A 21,482-nucleotide genomic window follows, 5' to 3' on the forward strand; every position below is an offset into this window, starting at 1 on the left:
ATTTTTATATAGATTAATGACTCTTTTCTTTTCTCTCACGCCAATATTTAAAGAATATATAAATACTAACACTCCAGAGAATGATTATAGTACCGATACTAGTAATCAGTACGAAATTATAGTTTGTATGATCTCCACTAGTAAATATTTTTCCAATAAGGTCTGGGAGACATAAGACTAATATTAAAAAAGCAAAATATTTTTGTTTTAATACAAAACAAGTAATCATTGTTATCAATAAAAGCATTAGTCCCATTGTAAAGTTAGTAGTTTGATTGGGTGACCAAAAAACAAATAATGGATGGTTACGTAACACGAATTCACACAGTAAGTAAATTCCGAAAATAACAGGTGCAATAACGAAAGCAGCAACATATGTTTTCTTACTATCGCCCCATCTCATAATTACTTTTTTTACTACAAACAATACCAATACAAAAGAACCAATAAAGATGAACAAAATATAGAATATTAACGATAAGCTTAACTGGAATGAATTATCCAGCATTCTTGGAACAGTTGTCATTACAATCATAAATGAAATAATGTAAAGTATGTATTTATGAATACCTTTAGTTAAACTCAATTCTTTAGAAAAGTTATCAGCATAATCTTTAATAGGCGTGTTTAGTAAATTATTGATATTATCATTGTTTTCTTCAGCGATTGTAATATGATCACGTAATTCTTCTTCAATCGCATTAACTTCATCTTCGTTCTTGCCACGAAATAATAATTCGATTCTTAATTTAAGTAAAAAATCTTCAGCTTTTTTAGTCAACAACGTCAACAGTCCTCATTAAATTATTCATCCCATTATTTAAGTAGTTCCACTTACTTTTAAAATTTGCTAATTCTTTTTTACCGTCTTCAGTTAATAAATAATACTTACGTTTTGGTCCGCCAGTATCCGATTTTTTAGTTATTGTAGTGACATAACCATTTTTATTTAGTCGTAATAATACTGGATATATACTGCCATCGCTAATTTCAGGGAATTGTTGAGATTTTAATTTATCTAGAATTTCATAACCATATGTTTCACCTTGAGAAATCAGTCCCAATATGGCACCATCTAATAATCCTTTCATCATTTGATTTGAAATTGACATATCATCCCTCTTTTCACTATCTTATAATATAAGGTAGTTTAAATTGTAGGATTTGTCAACTACCTTACGACAAAAGTTAGTGAGTTATAATTAATGCTTATTGATAAATAATGAAACAATGAAATGGGTATAGTGATACTAAGATAGGGGGAGATAACATGTCAACAGAATTGCCGAAAATTGGAAGACCTGCAACACAAGCACTTAATAATATAGGGATAACAACTTTGGAAAAAGTAGCACAGTATGAGCGTACAGCACTATTAGGCATTCATGGTATTGGACCTAAAGCGATTGAAATACTTCATGAAGCGTTAATAGATATCAACTTGAATTTTAATAATGAAACCGAGTCAGACTTACCATTTAAATTAACGGGAGATTTAAATTGTGATAATGCACCTAAAAGAAAAGTAATGTTAGATTTTTTAATAGGCTCAATATTAGTAGATAAAGCACAATTATTTGAAGCTGTCACAGAAGATTTTATATGGGAGGTTCCTGGCGCTTTTGAATTACATGGTTTTGAAGCGTTTTATGATGAAATTAACGAACATAAATTCGACATTGCATCATTGGAAGTAACGCATAATATTTCTCATGGCAAATTAGGCGCAGTTCATGGCACTCAAATTGCTCAAAATGGAGATTCAGTTTATTTTGCAGACTTCTTTGAATTTGAAAGCCATAGCAAAAATGCTAAAGTAAAAAAGATAACATCATATGTAATTATGAATGAAGGAGAATCGTAAATGACAGTTCAAGTTAAGGAAAATAAAATAATTTTTACGAGAGATTTTAACACAACTGCACAAAATATATTTAAAGCTTATACTGACCGTGCTTTATTTGAACAATGGTTTCATCCACAAGGTGCAAAGACTGAAGTATTTCAATTTAATGTTCAGACTGGTGGACATGCATTTTTTGCGATACGTGCGCCTCAAGGTACAAGCTATACTGTGACTAATTATAATGAAGTGAAGGAACCTATACTCATTGATTACTATGATTACTTTGCAGACAAAGATGGTAATATTGATGAAAAAATGGCAGGTATGCATAACATCATTCATATAGAAGAAAAGAGTGACGGTTTAACTACGATTAAATCTATAGCAGAATTGCCAGATCCTAAAGCAGCACAACAATTGTTGGACATGGGTGTAGAAGAAGGTATGAATAGTACTTTTGATAATTTAGAGACGCTTTTAACAAAATTATAAGAATAGTCAATAAGATGTTGAAAATCACCTGTTTATTCTAAGCCTCTTTTCGATATAATAGTATATGAAAAGAGGTGAGTGTATTGAATAAACGTTATGTTAAAGTACTTGGACTATATTCAGTGAGTACGCTAGTACCGGCGTTATTATTAAATGAAAAAAGTTTGAGTCATACTACATTTAAATGGTTTATACGTACATTAACAGGATATGGCATCTTTGCTTATGGCTTACATGTGTTAAGTAAGTATAAAAACTAATATTTTATATAAAAAGAGAGTAGTACAGAACTCTAATTGCTCTAATTAGAGTTCTGTACTACTCTTCATACTGACGACAAAGTCTTTGGCTTTGTCGTCAGTTCTATTTGCGTATACTTAAGTAAATCAATATTCTTCATAATAGTTAACTTAGGTTAGAGTCAAAAGTATTAGTCGATGACTAGTACTATTACCACAGGAATCAGTGAAAATTACTGTCTTTATCACTAACTTAATGATTCACCATTTGTTTCAATAACATTACGATACCAATCAAAAGAATCTTTCTTTCTACGTTCTAAAGTGCCATTACCTTGGTTATCTCTATCGACATAAATTAGACCATAACGTTTTTTCATCTCTCCTGTAGTGAAAGAAATAATATCTATAATACCCCATGGTGTATAGCCCATTAAATCCACTCCATCTTCGTCAACTGCTGTGATTGCTACATTAATATGTGCTTTTAAATAATCGATACGATACGTATCATGAATTTCACCGTTTTCATCAATTTCATCTACAGCACCAAAGCCATTTTCAACTATGAAAAGTGGTATTTGGTAACGGTCATATAATATGTTCAAAGTATAACGTAGCCCTGTAGGATCAATGGCCCAACCCCAGTCACTTTGCTGAATATGAGGATTATCGACAGAATTCGCTAACCCACCATTGGTAACATTTTCTCCAGTATATGATTTTGCATCGTGTTTAACAACAGTAGACATATAGTAGCTAAAACCAATATAATCAACTTTACCTTCTGATAAAATTTTGTCATCTCCTTTTTGCCAACCAATATCATAATTTTTTTGTTCTAACATTTTATTTGCATAGCTAGGGTAGTAGCCTCGAACTTGGACATCTGGGAAGAAGAAACGTAAACGATTTGCTTTTACGGATTCCATCATATCTTCTGGATTACAAGAATAAGGATATATTGCTACATGAGAAATCATTAATCCTATTTCAAAATCAGGGTTAATTTCTCTACCTATTTTTACAGCTTTTGCGCTCGCGATTAATTCATTGTGAGCGACTTGATACAGTACTTCTTCTGGGTTTTCATCTTCTTCGATAAGGACGCCTGAGTTTGTCCATAAGAAAATCGGATTATCTATATCCATTTGGTTATTAATTTCATTAAAAGTCATCCAATATTTAACTTTATCCTTATAACGCTTGAATACAGTTTCTGCAAATTGAGCAAAGAAATCTGCTACTTTTCTATTTCTAAAACCGCCATATTCGCGTGCTAAATGTAAAGGCATTTCAAAATGAGATAAAGTAATCACTGGCTCAATCCCATATTTTAACAATTCATCAAAAATATTATCGTAAAATTGTAGTCCTGCTTCATTAGGTTCTGTTTCATCTCCATTAGGAAAGATACGAGACCAAGCGATTGACGTACGTAAACAATTTAATCCCATTTCATTAAATAATGCGATGTCTTCTTTATAACGATTATAAAAATCTATACCTACATGATTTGGATAATATTTATTTGGGTCTACATCTTGCGTGATTTCACGAGGCTTGCCATGTTCTCCATTAGTCATTACATCAATAACACTTAAGCCTTTTCCGTCTTTATCGTAACCACCTTCAAATTGATTGGCAGCAAGAGCGCCACCCCATAAAAAGTCTTCTGGTAATTTAGTCATTATTATATACTCCTTTATTCTTATTATTTATTTATAATTGTTAGTAATGCATCATTTTGCGAAACTTGTACTGCATCTGTAGTAATTACTTCACTAAATTCAGCTGAATTAGTGACAATGATTGGAATTACAGTATCGTACCCATTTGATTCAAGCCATTTTTGATTGAAACTTATTAAAGGTTTACCTTGCTTGACTGCATCATTTTCATTAACAAATAGTTCAAATCCTTCTCCATTTAACTGAACAGTTTCTAAACCAACATGTATTAATATTTCTACACCATTAGGAGAAGTAATTCCTACTGCATGTTTACTGTTAGCAATCATACTTACGGTACCTTCAATTGGTGAATAAATTGTATTATCCTGAGGTTTTATAGCAATACCTTGACCCATCATACCTTCAGCAAAAATAGGATCATCAACTTCAGGTAATGGAATGACTTGTCCATTTAATGGACTATGAATAAGTGTTTCAAGATTATTATTTGTTGAATTAGTTTGAGGGTCAGTACTTGAATTAATTTCTGTGTCTTCTACTTCTTCTGTCGTATCATGACCATAACCTAAAAATTGAATTAATATAATAGGTAAAATGATAGCAATTATTGATCCTATTACAATGCCCCATATAGATGAAGGATTGTCGGGACTATATCCGTTAATAATTGTTATAGGACCAGGTAGGCCAGCATATGCATAATATTTAGGATTAAAGAAACTTGCAACAAATGCACCTAGAGCACCACTAATACATGCTATTATAAAGGGCTTTTTAAAGCGTAAATTAATACCATATATTGAAGGTTCTGTAATACCAAAAATGCCAGTAACAGCAGCTGAAGAAGCGACGCGTTTAATTTCTGTTCTTTTAGATTTTATTAATACGCCGATAACAGCTCCCATTTGTGAAATTACGGCAATTGTTTGGAATGCTTGGAAAGAATCACTTTGATGTTGTTCAAAATTTGCTAAAACCATAGGAGTGATTCCCCAATGTACACCGAAGATTACAAATATTTGCCACAAACCTCCAATAAGTGCGCCTGCTAACCATGGTGCAACTTCAACTAGAAAATTAAAGCCAGCAGCAATACCATGTGCTCCGAGGGTAGTGATTGGTCCAATAACGAGTAACGTAACAGGAACCATAATAACAATACTAAAAAATGGAGTGAATAAAGGTTTTACTACATCGTGTATCCATTTGTTTAAGTATTTTTCAACATAGGATAATATCCAAACTAAGAACAATGGTGGCAAAACAGATGAAGTATAACTTGTCTCTGTAAGAGGCATACCAAACAATTTAATAGTTTCTCCGCTTTGTATTCTTTCTACCATTCCAGTTAAATCAGGACTCACCAATGCTGCAGTACAAGCAATTGCAATATAAGTATTTACATTAAAATGGCGTGAAGCAGTAATTGCGATGAATATTGGTAAGAATGTGAAAGGTGCCCAAGACATGAAGTTAAATACTTCATAAGTACCGGTATTTTCAAAATTTGGAACTATAAGTTTTATGATTATTAATAACCCTTGTAATATACCAGCGGCAGCTAAAATATAAATAAATGGTGCGAATACTGCTGACATTGTTGCGATTACACGATTGAGTATCGAACCTTTATTTTCAGGTTGATCATTATCATTAGATTGTTGTTTACCAGTTAAAATCTCAAAAGATTTATATACTTCACCAACGTTATTGCCAATAACGACTTGAAATTGCCCATTATTTTCTACAACAGTTACAACTCCGTCTGTTTCTGAGACTTTCTTTTTGGCATCTGGAATAGATCTCTTCAATACTAAACGTAATCGTGTCGCACAGTGAGTACTTTTGACAAGGTTTTCTTCTCCTCCAACTGCATCTAATATACTTTGTGCGAGTATTTTATTTTTGTCTGCCACATTTCCCAACCCCTTTAATAAGTTAATCAACACGATTTGTGTAATCGTTTCTTACATTCTAATTGTACCGGTACAATTTGTAAAGACCCTTACAAATAAAAAGTTCGATAGTTTAAATTGGCATTCATGTTATAATTGGGTGAATTTTAATATAAAAGGGGTAAGTATATGCTCAAGTATGAACAAATTGCTCAACAAATGAATGAATATATAGAAAGTGGTCAATTTCAAGCAGGGGATAAATTACCAAGTGTTGAGGCATTAAAAATAAAATATAATGTGAGTAAAAGCACGATTATTAAAGCTTTGGAAATATTAGAAAAACAAGGTAATATTTATCAAGCACGTGGTAGTGGTATCTATGTGCGTAATAAAAAAAGAGATGGATATCTTAATCTCTTTTCAACTGGCGGTTTTAGTGATGAATTTACAGGGCTAAATGTAACAAATAAGGTATTGCGCGTTGAGGAAGTCATTTCACCAGAAAGCGTTCGACAAAAATTAAAGTTAGAGAAAGATACATTAGTCTATGTTTTAGAGCGTATTGTTTATGTAGATGGTGAAATATTTTGTTTCGAGCAGTCGTATTTTAATAAAGATATCGTGCTATTTTTAAATGAATCTATAGCAGAAAATTCTATTTTTAAATATTTAGAACAAAACTTAAAAGTGAAGATTGGGTTTTCTGATATTTATTTTAATGTAGATAAATTGGAAGAAGAAGAAGCTGAATTATTAGAATTGGATGAGGGCGATCCTTGCTTAAATTATGAACAAGTATTTTATACAACTACTGGTATACCATTTGATTGTTCACATCTGATATACCATTATAAGAACGCTCATTTCTATATTCCTTCACAAAAATAAAACGCTTGATTAGCTTGTTTATACTTAATGAAAATTAAGTACATAGCATGCTAATCAAGCGTTATTTATTTAAAAGCGATCAATGACACTTTTAATTGTATAGGCGTTAAGTTTATTTATAATCGTTTCGTCAACATCACTATATATTTCATCAAGTGCAGGCGTTATATTTTTCCCAACAGGACAATCTGTGTTAGTGTGACCATGAATTTTGGCGAAATGGGTTGTGTCAGCAAAAATAAGCTTATATAAATCACCGAGTTTAATATCATGGGATGAACAAGATAAACTGTAACCGGCGATACCTTGGCTACTTTGTATAAAATTACCGTCTCTTAAATAACGACATAATTTTCTCACTAAGGTGGCGTTACTATTAATACTGTCAGCGATATATTGACTTGAAACAGGTTCATTTTTTATAGCTAACAGAGAGAGAATATGGATTGAAACAGAGAATTGTGTATTCAAGTATAGGCCTCCTTTAGGTTTTGCTTGTGTTTGTTTTTAGTACAAGTAAAGTTTACGTTATTTTAAGCTAATGCGCAATATATTAAATTTCAAAATTAAAAAACTTATTTTTTGACTATTAAATATCAAATGAAACTAATATAATAACATCATTGGTATAGATAAATCATCATTTTTTTAAATAAAAAAGGGGGCATATTTCTTGGTAGATAATAATAAATCCATTAAGGACACTTACATGTCGAGAGAAACGATTGATAATATTAATAATCAAGTACAAATGAAGGAAGTTTTGTTTGATAAGACACCTGGTCGTTATGCACTTAAATCTATTATGTCAGGATTCTTACTAGCAATTGTTACTGTATTTATGCTAGCTATAAAAACACAATTTGCAGGTGCAAATGAAGGTTTAATAAATTTAATGGGAGCTATTTCATTTAGTTTAGCCTTAGTTTTAATTGTACTGTCACATTCAGAATTATTAACGAGTAACTTTATGTTTTTAACAGTTGGTTGGTATTATAAAGTCATCGGTATGAATAAAGCGTTGGGTATTATGATGGTATGTTTTCTATTTAATATAATAGGTGGATTTTTCCTATTTGCTTTAATGAAATTCACGCCAATCATGACTTCAGACATGGTTGCAAGCTTAACGAAACTTGTGAATGGTAAGACGGTAGATGCCACATGGTATGGCATTTTAGGTAAAGCCATATTTTGTAATTTCTTTATTAATATTGGTATTTATTTATCAATTCAATTTAAAGACGGTCTAACAAAAGCATTTTTCATTGCTAGTGGAGTCATCGTCTTTGTATTTATGGGTTATGAGCACGTTGTATTTAATGCAGGGCTATACGCAGGTATGGTGTTTTATGATTTTGATGGAGTCGCATGGTTACACGTATTAAAAAATATAGTGTTCGCCTTTATAGGTAACTACATTGGTGGAGGTATTTTCGTTGGTCTAGTTTATGCGTATTTAAATGGTAAACGAAATAGCTTACATAATTAATGATATTCAAAATAGTAACAAGCATGATCATAATTTTTTTGTGATTGTGCTTTTTTTAGTTTTTAAAACATAATAATTGACTCAATAATTAAGAAGCCATATTGTATTGATATGATTGTAAATGGTTTATGATTTTTTAGGGATGTTATCCATGAATGAATAAGCCATAAATGAGAAGGAGTGACAAAATGTCTGAATATAATATAAGAGTTGCTGTGGAATCTGACGCGGAGGCATTACAAAAATTGATGTATGAATCTTTTACTCCGTTAAGGGAATTAGGTATAGATTGGCCATCAGTTAATGCGAATGTTGAATTAGTTAAAAAGAATATTAAAACAAGTACGATGTTTGTACTAGAAGATGATCATGAAATAATTTCAACGCTTACGGTGCGTTATCCTTGGGAAGGAAAACGTCGTATCTCAATATATCCATTTGTTTGGTGGTTCGCAACGAAGCCGTCATATGATGGTAAAGGTATTGGAAGTAAATTGTTAAAATATGTTGAAGAGACTTATTTAAGAGACACGCTTAAAGCACCAGCAGTGACGCTTGGTACATCTGCACGTTTACACCCTTGGCTACTAGATATTTATAAAAAACGTGGTTATGAAATATACGGTGAGCACGAGAGTAACGATGGAGATTTGGGAGTTATCATGAGAAAAGTACTAATACCGGAAAGTTTTGACGAAGAAGTACTAGGTACGCCACCATTCTAATAAATTGAATAAATGCATAGGGAATCCCATTAGTGATTGGATAAGGGGATTCCCTATTTTTAAACTATCATGTGATTTAATTCACAAAAACAACTGAATTTATATTACAATGCAAGTGTAAAGAAAAGGGGGGATCATATGACTGATTTTATACTTGTTGTTCATGGCATGAATAAAGGGAAACAAAATGAAGTACTACATCATTTTTTGGAGCAATTGGTAAGTCGTAACGTACGTGATTATCGTATTGCTTTCTTAGAAAGTAAAAATCAAAGTCTTGAACAAGTACTAGACACACGTATTCAACAGGGTACTAAAAGTTTTAATATCATTCCACTTTTACTTTTTCCAGCAAAGCATTATTTAGAAGATATTCCTATGATCTTAAAACTTTATGAGAATAAATATCCACATATTAAATATAAAATTGCTGAGCCACTTGGCACACATAAATTAATGACAACGCTAGTTAAACAGAAAATTTTATTTAAAGTTAAAAGTCATCCTAAAATACAGCACATTATTTTAATGGCTCATGGCAGCGAACGTTATCGTCATCCTGATATTGCTTTATGGCAGTTAACTCAAGACTGTGACGTGTTTGAAATACCTATTTCTATGATGACATTATATGGTGACTACAATTATCGCTTTAACTTACTGCACTATTTAAAAAATAATACAGACATATTGATTGTACCCTTATTTTTCTATGACGGCTTTTTGGTAAACAAAGCAAAACATCATATAGCGCAAATGAATGACGGTTGTAATATACATTATGCAGCAGCTATTAATTTTGACCCTTTGCTCTCAACGATGATTACAGAAAGAATTAAACAATTAGAGGTGTTTGAAAGTGTATCCAATTCAACTCAACTTGTCAGATAAGCGTGTTGTAGTGATTGGCGCAGGTAAAGTTGCGTACAGAAAAGTACAACAGCTTATTAAGGAAGACATACAGTCGCTAGTTATTATAAGCAAAAAATTTTTACCGGAATTTTTTGAAATTGAATATCCTAAAATGAAGTTGTTTACGAAGTGTTATGACAGCGAAGATATTAAATATGCGGATATTATTTTTGCTGCAACAGATGATGAAGATGTGAATCATCTAATTAAACAAGATGCTAAGCGTTATCAACTTGTTAACCATATAGGTGATAAAGCGCAATCTGATTTTTACAACATGTGCGAAATAAAATACAAAGACATAAGTATTCATTTTAGATCAAATGGTACCAATCGTAGCGGAGTGAAACAACTATCAAAAGCGGTACAAGCATTTTTAAATGAAGAGTATGAGGAGGAAGACAATGTCTAAAAAGCAGTTAGTAATGATTGGTAATGGCATGGCGGGCATACGCACGATTGAAGAAATATTAGAACGTGATGCACAGCAATATAACATAACGATTATAGGTAAGGAACCATATCCAAATTACAATCGAATTATGTTATCAAATATATTGCAGAAAAAAATGACAGTGGATGAGACCATTATGAATCCATTTGAGTGGTATAAAAACAATGATATTCAGCTTATTACAAATGATCCAGTAGTAGAGGTTAATCGAGAACTAAAACAAGTGATTACAGCTGATGGCCTTAGATGTCATTATGATATTTGTATATTTGCTACGGGTTCGAGTGCCTTTGTATTACCTATACCAGGTGCGTCTTTATCGAGTGTAATAGGTTGGAGAACGATTGAAGACACTGAGCGTATGATTGAAATTGCTAAAACAAAGCAGCGTGCTATCGTAATCGGCGGTGGTTTGCTGGGATTAGAATGTGCACGTGGATTAATGGACCAGGGTATGGAAGTTACTGTGATACATCTTGCTGAATGGCTTATGGAAATGCAATTAGATAAAAAGGCTGCAGATTTGTTGAAAGCAGATTTAGAAGCACAAGGAATGCACTTTAAATTGCAGGCAAGTACACAAGAAATACTTGGACAAGAAGATGTTACCGGTGTTTTGTTAGCGGATGGTACAACATTAGAAGCAGATTTAGTGGTCATGGCAGTTGGTATTCGACCGTATACACAAGTTGCGTAGTCAAGTGGCTTAAAAGTGAATAGAGGCATTGTCGTTAATGATTATATGCAAACGAGTGATGAAGCTATTTTTGCAGTTGGTGAATGTGCAGAACACAATGGTAAAGTGTATGGATTAGTTGCGCCATTATATGAGCAGGGTAAAGTATTGGCAGACCATTTAACCGGTCGAGAAGCAGAAGGCTATCGAGGTTCCACAACATTTACTTCTTTAAAAGTTTCGGGCTGTGATTTATATAGTGCTGGTCAAATTAAAGAAGAGATAGATATCAAAGGTGTAGAGGTTTTTGACGGTGTTAATAAACATTATAAGAAAGTGTTTTTAAAAGATGACAGCATTGTTGGAGCAGTCTTATATGGAGATATTGATGATGGTCCAAGATTTTTTAATATGATGAAAAAACAAGAACCATTAGAAGATTACACGATGGTTTCACTTATGCATAAAGGCGGAGTAACGAGTGAAATAAGTATTGCCGACATGTCAGATGATGAGACAGTTTGTGGATGCAATGGTGTCAGCAAAGGAAAGATTGTGAGTGCAATTAATGAGCATGGTCTTACTAGTGTAGAAGCAGTCACAAAAGAAACAAAAGCTGGCAATTCATGTGGTAAGTGTAAAGGGCAAATTGGTCAGATTTTAGAGTATACATTAGGTGATGATTTTGTTGCTTCTAAACCATCTGGTATATGTGCATGTACTGAGCTCACGCGTGATCAAATTGTTACTCAGATAAGAGCAAAAGGATTGAAAACGTCTAAGGAAGTACGCTATGCACTCAACTTTAGTGATAAGTCGGGTTGTCCAAAGTGTAGACCAGCTATTAATTATTATTTGAATATGGTTTATCCATTTGAGCATAATGATGAAATTGAGTCACGTTTTGCAAATGAACGTTATCATGCCAACATTCAAAATGACGGTACATTTTCTGTGATTCCCCAAATGCGCGGTGGTGTTACGAATGCAGATCAGTTAATTCGGTTAGGAGAAGTTGCTAAAAAATATGATGTGCCATTAGTGAAAGTGACAGGTTCTCAACGTATAGGATTGTATGGTGTTAAAAAAGAATTACTACCACAAATATGGTCTGATTTAGGTATGCGTTCAGCTTCAGCATATGCGAAAAAGACACGCTCAGTTAAAAGTTGTGTAGGTAAGGAATTTTGCCGATTTGGTACGCAATATACTACGCAATTAGGTATTCGTTTAGAAAAAACATTCGAATACATCGACACGCCACATAAGTTTAAAATGGGTGTCTCTGGTTGTCCAAGAAGCTGTGTAGAATCTGGTGTTAAAGACTTTGGTGTTATCAGCGTTGAAAATGGCTTTCAAATTTATATTGGGGGCAATGGCGGTACGGACGTAACAGAGGGTATACATTTAACTACCGTCGAAACAGAAGATGAGGTCATTAAATTATGTGGTGCGATGATGCAATATTATAGAGAGACTGGTATTTATGCAGAACGTACTGCACCGTGGATACAGCGATTAGGTTTTGAAAACGTTAAAGCAGTTTTATTAAATCAAGAAAGACAAGACGATTTGTTCAATCGTATTATGGAAGCGAAAAAAGCTATAGAAGCTGAACCATGGTCACACATTATAAATAATGAAGTAGCACAAAAAATATTTGAAGTGGAGAAAGTTTAATTATGAAAGCATTAGAAAAAATAAAAGTAGCAACGGTCGATGAGCTTGTTCCTTTAGTTGGCAAAAAGGTAATCATAAACGATATCGAAATTGGTTTATTTTTAACAGAATCAGGTGAAATACACGCAGTTCATAATGTATGTCCTCATAAACAAGGACCACTTTCAGAAGGTACGGTAAGCGGTGAATTTGTATATTGTCCTTTGCATGATCAAAAAATAGATTTGAAAACGGGACTCGTTCAGTCACCAGATACTGGATGTGTGGATGTTTACGATGTAGAAATTCATAATGGAGCTGTATATATATGCCACTAAACACTTATGGCAAGGTATATCTCGTAGGTGCTGGACCTGGGCAGCCTGAATTATTAACAAGAAAGGCCGAACGTCTTATTCGAAGTGCAGATATCATATTGTATGACAGATTAGTCAATCCATTCATTTTACAATTAGTAAGACCAGAAATTGAAATAATAAATGTGGGTAAGGAAGCATACCGTAAGCATATACAACAACAAGTCATAAATGAAAAATTAATTTCAGCTGCAAAGCACCATAGATGTGTTGTTAGATTAAAGGGTGGGGATCCTGCAATTTTTGGTAGAGTCCATGAAGAGGTTGTTACATTGTCACAAGCCGGAATTGATTTTGAAGTTGTACCAGGTATTACAACAGCGAGTGCTGCTGTAGCCTCAGTAGGTTTAGGATTAACAATTCGTAATGTCGCCCATAGTGTCACTTTTACGACAGGGCATCTGAATAAAAATAGTCAGCAGCAAGTTGATGTTACAGCACTTATAAATGGGGGCACGTTAGCTATTTATATGGGTGTGAAGCGGTTGAGTGAAATTATGAATGAAATATATCAGACTACACAAGTAGATTATCCAGTATTGCTCATATTTAATGTTTCTTCTTTTAATGAAAAACATATTATAGGTACGGTAACTACAATTGCGGAGCAGGTTTCTGATGATTTAGAACAAATATCACCTGGCATAGTGATTGTAGGAGATATAGCAGCTTATGAAAATATTAAAAGCACCTTAAAAAAATGTGCTAGTAAGAAATATTTAATTTCTGGACCCCGTTTACAGGCAATGGAGCAAGCATTTGATGTCTATGAAAACGGTGGATGGTGCTTAATTAACCCTGATGAAAAGCATGAGCTTCATCACAGCCAACAGTTGTTTATAGAACAACAATTAATGCGACATTTTGATGAGAAAATTCACTCTAAGGATATAAAATAAGATGATTTCAGAAGATAATTGATAACCCCAAAGAATAAAAAGATGATTTCTATTGTAGTGAATAGAGATCGTCTTTTTTATATTTATAGGACATTAAATTACTTTTGCTCATGAGTGTGTACTTAAAAACTAAGGGTATTTCCACTGCTTATTAGGTGATTCCCTAATATTTGAAATTTGTGAAAAAATGTACAATTTAGTTAAGCAGTGAATGAAGTGAACCATAGAATCCTACTTTTAAAATTTTACTGGCAATGATCTGAGAGGGTGTTTTCAATGAAAAAATTTGGATTAAGCTTTTTTAAGCCGACAGAAAAATTTAATGGTGACTGGTCGGTCTTAGAAAGTAAGAGTCGGGAATGGGAGAAAATGTATCGAGAAAGATGGAGTCATGACAAAGTAGTTAGAACGACTCATGGTGTGAATTGCACAGGTTCTTGCTCATGGAAAGTATTTGTTAAAAATGGTGTGATTACATGGGAAAATCAACAAACAGACTATCCAAGTTGTGGGCCTGATATGCCTGAATTTGAACCTAGAGGTTGCCCACGTGGTGCTTCATTTTCTTGGTATGAATATAGTCCTTTAAGAATTCGTTATCCATATATCCGTAAAAAGTTGTGGGAACTTTGGGTAGAAGTCCTAGAAACTCATGATAATAATACGATAGAAGCTTGGGCATCTATCGTAGAAGATGAGGAAAAAGCAAAATTATATAAACAAGCACGAGGCAAAGGTGGATTAGTGAGAACGAATTGGAAAGACGTAGGGAAACTCATATCTGCTCAAATTATTTATACTATCAAAAAATTTGGTCCAGATAGAATAGCTGGTTTTACCCCGATACCTGCTATGTCTATGTTGAGTTATGCTTCTGGTGCACGATTTGTGAGTTTACTTGGTGGAGAAATGCTGAGTTTTTATGATTGGTATGCAGATTTACCACCTGCTTCACCTCAAATTTGGGGTGAACAAACCGACGTGCCTGAATCAAGTGATTGGTATAACGCATCTTACATTATGATGTGGGGTTCTAATGTACCGATGACTCGTACCCCAGACGCACACTTTATGACTGAAGTTCGATATAAAGGAACGAAAGTGGTGTCAATTGCACCTGATTATGCAGAGAATGTGAAATTTGCAGACAATTGGTTAGCACCACATCCTGGTTCTGATGCAGCACTTGCGCAAGCGATGACGCATGTCATACTACAAGAACATTACGTTAATCAACCCAATGCGCATTTTATAAATTATTCAAAACAATATACGGATATGCCATTTATTATCATGTTAGATAAAGATGAAAATGGTTTTAAAGCAGGTCGTTTCTTAAGAGCAAATGACTTAGGCGAAACAGTAGAGCATAGTGAATGGAAGCCTGTCATTTTTGATAAAATCACTCAAGACTTAACGGTTCCAAATGGCACAATGGGACAACGTTGGGAAAAAGATAAACAATGGAATTTAAAATTAGAAAATGAAGACGGTAGTAAAATTGACCCGGCACTGAGTCTTGCAGAAGATCATTTTGAATTAGAAAAAATACAATTTCCATATTTCAATAATGAGGGCAATGGTATTTTTGAACGACCAATTGCGGTTAAAAAAATTACTCTAGCAAATGGAGAAGAACAATATATAACGACAGTTTATGATTTAATGACAAGTCAATATGGCATAAAAAGATTTAATCATGAATTAGAAGCGAAGGACTATAAAGATGCAAATTCATATTATACACCTGCATGGCAAGAAAAAGTGACAGGTGTGAAACAAGATGTGGTTACGCAAGTGGCACGTGAATTTGCGCAAAATGCAATTGATACAAAGGGTAAATCGATGATCATTATGGGTGCAGGTATTAACCATTGGTTTAACTCAGATACGATATACCGTTCTATATTGAATTTAGTATTACTATGTGGCTGTCAGGGTGTGAATGGTGGCGGATGGGCGCATTATGTTGGCCAAGAAAAATGTAGACCCATTGAAGGGTGGAATACACTTGCATTCGCCAAAGATTGGCAAGGACCACCAAGATTACAAAATGGCACGAGTTGGTTCTATTTTGCGACAGATCAGTGGAAATATGAAGAATCTAATGTGGATAGTATAAAATCCCCATTAGCTGAGAATATTAAGCACCAACATCCAGCAGATTATAATGTGCTAGCAGCCAGATTAGGTTGGTTGCCTTCGTATCCACAATTTAATAAAAATAGTTTGTCATTTGGTGAAGCAGCAAGAGAGGCAAATGAATTTAATAATGAAGCGATTTTAAAACGTGCAGTAGATTCTGTGAAATCGAGAGATACAGAGTTTGCGATTGAAGATCCTGATTTGAAAAAGAATCATCCGAAAACGTTATTCCTCTGGCGTTCTAATTTAATATCTAGTTCTGCGAAAGGGCAAGAGTATTTTATGAAACATTTACTCGGAGCAAAGTCTGGACTATTGGCAGAACCGAATGAAGAAGTGAAACCAGAAGAGATTCAATGGAGAGATGACACTGAAGGTAAGCTAGATTTACTTGTGTCACTAGATTTTAGAATGACTTCGACACCACTTTACTCAGACATTGTCTTGCCAGCTGCGACATGGTATGAGAAGCATGACTTATCATCTACGGATATGCATCCTTTTGTACATCCATTTAATCCGGCAATCGATCCTTTATGGGAATCACGTTCAGATTGGGATATTTTCAAATCGTTAAGTAAAGAAGTGTCAGAAACTGCGAAAAAACACCTTACAGGCGTATACAAAGATGTCGTAACTACACCTTTAGCTCATGATACGCAACAAGAAATATCGAATGTGAATGGTATTGTAAAGGACTGGACTAAAGGTGAAGTAGAAGCCATTCCTGGTAAGACAATGCCAAGCTTCACAGTTGTTGATAGAGATTATACAAAAATATTTGATAAATATGTCACACTAGGGCCTTTATTAGAAAAAGCTAAAGTGGGTGCTCATGGTGTGAGTTTTACAGTGTCAGAACAATATGAAGAGCTGAAACATATGGTCGGTACTTGGAATGATGACAAAGAAGATTCAGTGAGAAACGGTAGACCTAGAATAGATACTGCAAGACGTGCAGCAGATGCTGTATTGAATTTGTCTTCAGCTACAAATGGCAAATTATCACAAAAATCTTATGAAGATTTAGAACAACAAACAGGCATGCCATTAAAAGATATTTCTAGTGAACGTGCATCAGAAAAAATAACGTTTTTAAATATGACGGCCCAACCAAGAGAAGTTATTCCAACTGCAGTGTTCCCTGGTTCAAATAAAAATGGACAGCGTTATTCACCTTTTACAACAAATATTGAACGTTTAGTACCATTTAGAACATTAACAGGACGTCAAAGTTATTATATTGATCATGAAATATTCCAACAATTTGGAGAAAACTTACCTGTCTATAAACCAACTTTACCACCAATGGTATTTGGGACAAGGGATAAGCATGTCACGATGGATGATCAAACACTCGTATTACGCTACTTAACCCCACATGGTAAATGGAATATCCATTCTACTTATCAAGACAACCAACATATGTTGACACTGTTTAGAGGTGGTCCAACGGTTTGGATTTCAAAAGAGGATGCAAAAGCACATGATATTGCAGACAATCAATGGTTAGAAGTCTACAACAGAAACGGAGTAGTAACTGCCCGAGCAGTTGTGTCACACCGTATGCCAAGAGGAACGATGTTTATGTATCACGCTCAAGATAAGCATATTGAAACCCCAGGTTCTGAAATTACAGAAACAAGAGGTGGTTCTCATAATGCACCAACACGAATACATTTAAAGCCAACACAACTTGTAGGTGGTTATGCACAAATCAGTTATCACTTTAATTATTATGGTCCTATTGGAAATCAAAGAGATGTTTATGTAGCTGTTAGAAAACTGAAGGAGGTTGACTGGCTTGAAGATTAAAGCACAGATCGCAATGGTATTAAACTTAGATAAATGTATAGGTTGTCATACTTGTAGTGTCACTTGTAAGAGTACATGGACAAACCGACCCGGAGCTGAATATATGTGGTTTAACAATGTAGAAACTAAGCCAGGTATTGGCTACCCCAAAAGATGGGAAGACCAAGAACAGTATAAAGGTGGATGGTACTTAAATAAAAAAGGAAAACTAGAACTTAAATCTGGTAGTAAATGGTCAAAAATAGCATTAGGGAAAATATTTTATAATCCTGATATGCCAGTGATTAAAGATTACTATGAGCCGTGGACGTATAATTATGACCACCTTACGACAGCTAAAGCAGGTAATCATTCGCCAGTCGCTAAAGCACATTCTCTAATATCAGGTGAGAAATTAGATTTAAATTGGGGACCTAACTGGGAAGATGATTTAGCAGGGGGGCACGTTACTGGACCAGAAGACCCTAATATTCAACGTATTGAAGAAGATATTAAATTTAAATTCGATGAAACCTTTATGATGTATCTACCAAGATTATGCGAGCATTGTTTGAACCCGAGTTGTGTTGCTTCATGTCCTTCTGGTGCAATGTATAAACGAGACGAAGATGGTATTGTGCTAGTCGATCAAGAGGCTTGTCGTGGTTGGAGATATTGTATGACAGGTTGCCCATATAAAAAAGTTTATTTTAACTGGAAAACCAATAAAGCAGAGAAGTGTACATTTTGTTTCCCACGTATTGAAGCAGGCACGCCTACAGTATGTTCTGAAACTTGTACTGGTCGTATGAGATATTTAGGTGTTTTATTATATGATGCCGACAGAGTTGAAGAAGCGGCTAGTGCAGAAAACGAACAAGATTTATATGAAAAACAACTCGATTTATTCTTAAATCCATATGATGAATCAGTGATTGAACAAGCACAAAAAGATGGTGTTTCAATGGAATGGATTGAGGCAGCTCAAAATTCACCAGTTTACAAACTCGCTATTGAATATAAACTTGCGTTTCCATTGCATCCTGAATATCGCACTATGCCAATGGTTTGGTATTGTCCACCATTGAGTCCAATCATGAGTTATTTTGAAGGGCAAACGGCAACAGATGCAAATAGAAATCCTGATATGATATTCCCAGCAATTGAAGAAATGAGATTACCAATTCAATATTTAGCGAATTTATTTACTGCTGGAGATACAGAATCAATTAAAATAGCATTACAACGTATGGCAATTATGAGAAGTTATATGCGTGCAGAAGTGACAAACAAACCATTTGATACTGATAAATTGTCAAGACTTGGATTAACTGAACGCCAAACAAAAGATATGTATCGTTTGTTAGCTATAGCGAAATATGAGGATCGCTTTGTAATTCCAACATCTCATAAAGAAGACTATATAGATACGTATCGTGCTCAAGGTAGTCAAGGTTATGGTGGAGAATACTTCGGTTCTAATTGTGAAGGATGTGGTGTTCCTGTGGGTACAGCATCTGAAAAATCAGGACAAGAAATATACAACGAAAATTTCTATGGAGGGATTTTCCGTGATTAATCTAACGCAGTATTTTTATTATCAAGAAACTTTTGGTTACTTAGCTCAACAGTTGGAATTTCCTGAAAAATTGACATTTCATCCGAAAACATTTGAAGAAGTTATTGATTTGGGACATCCAGCGTTTGATGATTTATTAATTTATCGTGAAAAGATGCATGAACTCAGCCTGTTAGAAATTAAACAATTGTATTCAGACACATTTGATTTTAATAAAAAGGCACCACTTTATATGACTTATAATAAATTTGATACACAAAAGGAACGTGGACAGTTACTCGCTAAATTAAAAGTATTATATGAGATGTTTGGATTGGAAATGGCAGCCAATGAATTGCCAGATTATTTACCTTTAATGCTAGAGTTTTTATATGTCGCACAATGGCAAAATGATTCACGCGCACAAGGAAATATTGAATTTATCATCATGATTATTGAAGATGGTACTTATGCGATGGCACAACAATTAAAAGAAAAAGATAGCCCATATTATTACTTAATCAAAGGATTAAGAGCTACTTTGAAAGCGTGCATCGAACCTGTATCAGAGGTGAAGACAAATGTTTAATCAATTTCTATGGGTGATTGTACCTTATCTTTGCGTAGCTATTTTTTTAATTGGGCACATCGCACGATATAAATTTGATAAATTTTCATGGACTGCTAAATCTAGTGAATTTATTGAAAAGAAACAATTGAAATGGGGCAGTCTCATGTTCCATTTAGGCATAATTCCCGTAGCTATGGGCCATTTTGTAGGATTAGTTATACCTGCATCTTGGTTATCAGCAGTCGGTGTTAATGATCACTTGTATCATATAGGAGCAGTGTATATTGGGAGTATATTTGGTATAATAACTATGATAGGTATGTTGTTGCTAACCGCACGCCGTGTAACTAAAAAGAACATTAGAAAATTGAGTTCTGCCTCAGATATTATTGTGAATTTTTTACTTCTAATTATTGTTTTTATGGGCTGCTATGCTACTTTAGTAACAAATGCAACGATACCAACATTTGATTATAGAGAGACAATTTCAATATGGTTTAGACAACTATTTATGTTTTCACCTGATGCTACATTAATGACGCATGTACCACTCGCGTTTAAGATGCATATACTTCTAGGATTTGTGATTATGGCTTTTTGGCCGTTTACTAGATTAGTTCATGTGTGGAGTGTACCACTAACTTATGTGAGCCGTAGTTACATTATTTATCGAAAGCATAAAGTGTGAATGGAGGCGAAAGATTGAGCCTATTATCTTTTAATGAACAAGTGAATTATCAAGCCGTTTTAGACACGCTACGTATTGAAGAAGGTTTTGATTTTGCAGGATTGGCATTTTACAAAGATGAAAACCAATTGTCACCGATAAAATGGAATTATGTATCTGGAAGTACCAATTCTCGCTATAAACTTATTGTGCTTAGAATAGGTAAAGGGATTGCAGGAAATGTGATGAAAACAGGTAAGCGAATGGTGATAGAAGATATCAATCAATTTCTCTTACCGAGCGAAAAACACAAATATCCAATAATATTATGTGAACGGCTAACAGCAGTGATGGCAATACCATTATGGTATGAAAATCACGTTTATGGTGTGCTATTATTAGGTCAAAGAAATAATAGACCACTACCTCAAACATGTCACTCTATTTCAATCGTAAATAAATTGGGTGTTTTTAATGAAGAAGACTAGGTGATTTT

The 21,482-nt window shown here is 34.0% G+C and carries 20 protein-coding genes and 1 pseudogene; 16 read left to right on the forward strand and 5 right to left on the reverse strand.

The window, feature by feature from the left end:
• Positions 1 to 13: 13 nt before the first annotated feature.
• Positions 14 to 784: a hypothetical protein gene (locus tag MHB47_RS02815; RefSeq protein WP_340755005.1), complete on the reverse strand. Its 771-nt coding sequence runs from the start codon at positions 782 to 784 to the stop codon at positions 14 to 16.
• Positions 774 to 1,112 carry a PadR family transcriptional regulator gene (locus MHB47_RS02820; protein WP_340755007.1) on the reverse strand — a complete coding sequence of 113 codons (339 nt, stop codon included), beginning with the start codon at positions 1,110 to 1,112 and terminating at the stop codon, positions 774 to 776. Before MHB47_RS02820 ends, MHB47_RS02815 begins: the two co-directional genes overlap by 11 nt.
• A 158-nt stretch (positions 1,113 to 1,270) precedes the next feature.
• Here MHB47_RS02820 and MHB47_RS02825 point away from each other — a divergent pair, with 158 nt between their 5' ends.
• The 3 genes from MHB47_RS02825 (at position 1,271) to MHB47_RS02835 (ending at position 2,598) form a co-directional block, all read left to right on the forward strand.
• Entirely contained in the window at positions 1,271 to 1,864 is a 594-nt protein-coding gene (locus tag MHB47_RS02825; RefSeq protein WP_002506790.1) for a DNA-binding protein, read from the forward strand.
• Positions 1,865 to 2,338, forward strand: a complete 474-nt coding sequence (locus MHB47_RS02830; RefSeq protein WP_021338520.1) for an SRPBCC family protein — start codon at positions 1,865 to 1,867, stop codon at positions 2,336 to 2,338.
• 83 nt (positions 2,339 to 2,421) lie between these two features.
• A complete protein-coding gene (locus tag MHB47_RS02835; RefSeq protein WP_340755010.1) occupies positions 2,422 to 2,598 on the forward strand; it encodes a hypothetical protein in 177 nt (58 codons plus the stop codon).
• A gap of 227 nt (positions 2,599 to 2,825) precedes the next feature.
• On the opposite strand, the gene MHB47_RS02840 is transcribed toward MHB47_RS02835, so the two are convergent.
• The gene (locus MHB47_RS02840; RefSeq protein WP_340755012.1) at positions 2,826 to 4,268 is read right to left on the reverse strand and encodes a 6-phospho-beta-glucosidase; all 1,443 of its coding nucleotides are present in this window, start codon (positions 4,266 to 4,268) and stop codon (positions 2,826 to 2,828) included.
• A gap of 23 nt (positions 4,269 to 4,291) precedes the next feature.
• On the reverse strand, positions 4,292 to 6,187 hold the full coding sequence (locus tag MHB47_RS02845) for a beta-glucoside-specific PTS transporter subunit IIABC (RefSeq protein WP_340755014.1): 1,896 nt from the start codon (positions 6,185 to 6,187) through the stop codon (positions 4,292 to 4,294).
• 168 nt (positions 6,188 to 6,355) lie between these two features.
• On the opposite strand from MHB47_RS02845, the gene MHB47_RS02850 reads away from it, so the two are divergent.
• Positions 6,356 to 7,057 (forward strand): GntR family transcriptional regulator, encoded by a 702-nt coding sequence (locus tag MHB47_RS02850; RefSeq protein WP_069813324.1) that lies wholly within the window; start codon positions 6,356 to 6,358, stop codon positions 7,055 to 7,057.
• Positions 7,058 to 7,126: 69 nt separating this feature from the next.
• Here MHB47_RS02850 and MHB47_RS02855 read toward each other — a convergent pair whose 3' ends face one another.
• Positions 7,127 to 7,528 (reverse strand): Rrf2 family transcriptional regulator, encoded by a 402-nt coding sequence (locus MHB47_RS02855; protein WP_021338519.1) that lies wholly within the window; start codon positions 7,526 to 7,528, stop codon positions 7,127 to 7,129.
• A gap of 202 nt (positions 7,529 to 7,730) precedes the next feature.
• Between MHB47_RS02855 and MHB47_RS02860 the strand changes: the two genes are divergently transcribed.
• From MHB47_RS02860 to nreA, 12 genes and pseudogenes are all read left to right on the forward strand, one after another.
• Positions 7,731 to 8,549, forward strand: coding sequence for a formate/nitrite transporter family protein (locus MHB47_RS02860; RefSeq protein ID WP_069801919.1), 819 nt, complete (start codon positions 7,731 to 7,733; stop codon positions 8,547 to 8,549).
• Positions 8,550 to 8,737: 188 nt separating this feature from the next.
• Positions 8,738 to 9,274 carry a GNAT family N-acetyltransferase gene (locus MHB47_RS02865; RefSeq protein WP_002506798.1) on the forward strand — a complete coding sequence of 179 codons (537 nt, stop codon included), beginning with the start codon at positions 8,738 to 8,740 and terminating at the stop codon, positions 9,272 to 9,274.
• 138 nt (positions 9,275 to 9,412) lie between these two features.
• Entirely contained in the window at positions 9,413 to 10,165 is a 753-nt protein-coding gene (locus MHB47_RS02870) for a sirohydrochlorin chelatase (RefSeq protein WP_340755017.1), read from the forward strand.
• Positions 10,134 to 10,598: a precorrin-2 dehydrogenase/sirohydrochlorin ferrochelatase family protein gene (locus tag MHB47_RS02875; protein WP_002506800.1), complete on the forward strand. Its 465-nt coding sequence runs from the start codon at positions 10,134 to 10,136 to the stop codon at positions 10,596 to 10,598. The genes MHB47_RS02870 and MHB47_RS02875 overlap by 32 nt, the downstream gene beginning before the upstream one ends.
• Positions 10,591 to 12,996: pseudogene (gene nirB / locus MHB47_RS02880) on the forward strand (nitrite reductase large subunit NirB). The gene MHB47_RS02875 and the pseudogene nirB overlap by 8 nt, the downstream one beginning before the upstream one ends.
• Positions 12,997 to 12,998: 2 nt before the next feature.
• On the forward strand, positions 12,999 to 13,313 hold the full coding sequence (gene nirD, locus MHB47_RS02885) for a nitrite reductase small subunit NirD (protein WP_002506802.1): 315 nt from the start codon (positions 12,999 to 13,001) through the stop codon (positions 13,311 to 13,313).
• The gene (cobA, locus tag MHB47_RS02890) at positions 13,304 to 14,251 is read left to right on the forward strand and encodes a uroporphyrinogen-III C-methyltransferase (RefSeq protein WP_340755020.1); all 948 of its coding nucleotides are present in this window, start codon (positions 13,304 to 13,306) and stop codon (positions 14,249 to 14,251) included. The genes nirD and cobA overlap by 10 nt, the downstream gene beginning before the upstream one ends.
• A gap of 276 nt (positions 14,252 to 14,527) precedes the next feature.
• Positions 14,528 to 18,211 carry a nitrate reductase subunit alpha gene (locus MHB47_RS02895; RefSeq protein ID WP_340755022.1) on the forward strand — a complete coding sequence of 1,228 codons (3,684 nt, stop codon included), beginning with the start codon at positions 14,528 to 14,530 and terminating at the stop codon, positions 18,209 to 18,211.
• The gene (gene narH / locus MHB47_RS02900) at positions 18,201 to 19,769 is read left to right on the forward strand and encodes a nitrate reductase subunit beta (protein ID WP_069813312.1); all 1,569 of its coding nucleotides are present in this window, start codon (positions 18,201 to 18,203) and stop codon (positions 19,767 to 19,769) included. Before MHB47_RS02895 ends, narH begins: the two co-directional genes overlap by 11 nt.
• A complete protein-coding gene (gene narJ, locus MHB47_RS02905; RefSeq protein ID WP_069813310.1) occupies positions 19,762 to 20,337 on the forward strand; it encodes a nitrate reductase molybdenum cofactor assembly chaperone in 576 nt (191 codons plus the stop codon). Before narH ends, narJ begins: the two co-directional genes overlap by 8 nt.
• Positions 20,330 to 21,007 (forward strand): respiratory nitrate reductase subunit gamma, encoded by a 678-nt coding sequence (gene narI, locus MHB47_RS02910; protein ID WP_002506807.1) that lies wholly within the window; start codon positions 20,330 to 20,332, stop codon positions 21,005 to 21,007. Before narJ ends, narI begins: the two co-directional genes overlap by 8 nt.
• A 14-nt stretch (positions 21,008 to 21,021) precedes the next feature.
• A complete protein-coding gene (gene nreA, locus MHB47_RS02915; RefSeq protein WP_002506808.1) occupies positions 21,022 to 21,474 on the forward strand; it encodes a nitrate respiration regulation accessory nitrate sensor NreA in 453 nt (150 codons plus the stop codon).
• Positions 21,475 to 21,482: the final 8 nt, after the last annotated feature.

The sequence above is a fragment of the Staphylococcus sp. FSL K6-3157 genome, assembly GCF_038005145.1.
GTDB classification, from domain to species: domain Bacteria; phylum Bacillota; class Bacilli; order Staphylococcales; family Staphylococcaceae; genus Staphylococcus; species Staphylococcus equorum.

Excerpts from the sequence above, each read along its gene's own strand:
- MHB47_RS02820 (WP_340755007.1), bottom strand. The coding sequence starts at position 1,112 with ATGTCAATTTCAAATCAAATGATGAAAGGATTATTAGATGGTGCCATA.
- MHB47_RS02825 (WP_002506790.1), top strand. The coding sequence starts at position 1,271 with ATGTCAACAGAATTGCCGAAAATTGGAAGACCTGCAACACAAGCACTT.
- MHB47_RS02830 (WP_021338520.1), top strand. The coding sequence starts at position 1,865 with ATGACAGTTCAAGTTAAGGAAAATAAAATAATTTTTACGAGAGATTTT.
- MHB47_RS02840 (WP_340755012.1), bottom strand. The coding sequence starts at position 4,268 with ATGACTAAATTACCAGAAGACTTTTTATGGGGTGGCGCTCTTGCTGCC.
- MHB47_RS02850 (WP_069813324.1), top strand. The coding sequence starts at position 6,356 with ATGCTCAAGTATGAACAAATTGCTCAACAAATGAATGAATATATAGAA.
- MHB47_RS02865 (WP_002506798.1), top strand. The coding sequence starts at position 8,738 with ATGTCTGAATATAATATAAGAGTTGCTGTGGAATCTGACGCGGAGGCA.
- MHB47_RS02870 (WP_340755017.1), top strand. The coding sequence starts at position 9,413 with ATGACTGATTTTATACTTGTTGTTCATGGCATGAATAAAGGGAAACAA.
- nirD (WP_002506802.1), top strand. The coding sequence starts at position 12,999 with ATGAAAGCATTAGAAAAAATAAAAGTAGCAACGGTCGATGAGCTTGTT.
- cobA (WP_340755020.1), top strand. The coding sequence starts at position 13,304 with ATGCCACTAAACACTTATGGCAAGGTATATCTCGTAGGTGCTGGACCT.
- MHB47_RS02895 (WP_340755022.1), top strand. The coding sequence starts at position 14,528 with ATGAAAAAATTTGGATTAAGCTTTTTTAAGCCGACAGAAAAATTTAAT.
- narI (WP_002506807.1), top strand. The coding sequence starts at position 20,330 with ATGTTTAATCAATTTCTATGGGTGATTGTACCTTATCTTTGCGTAGCT.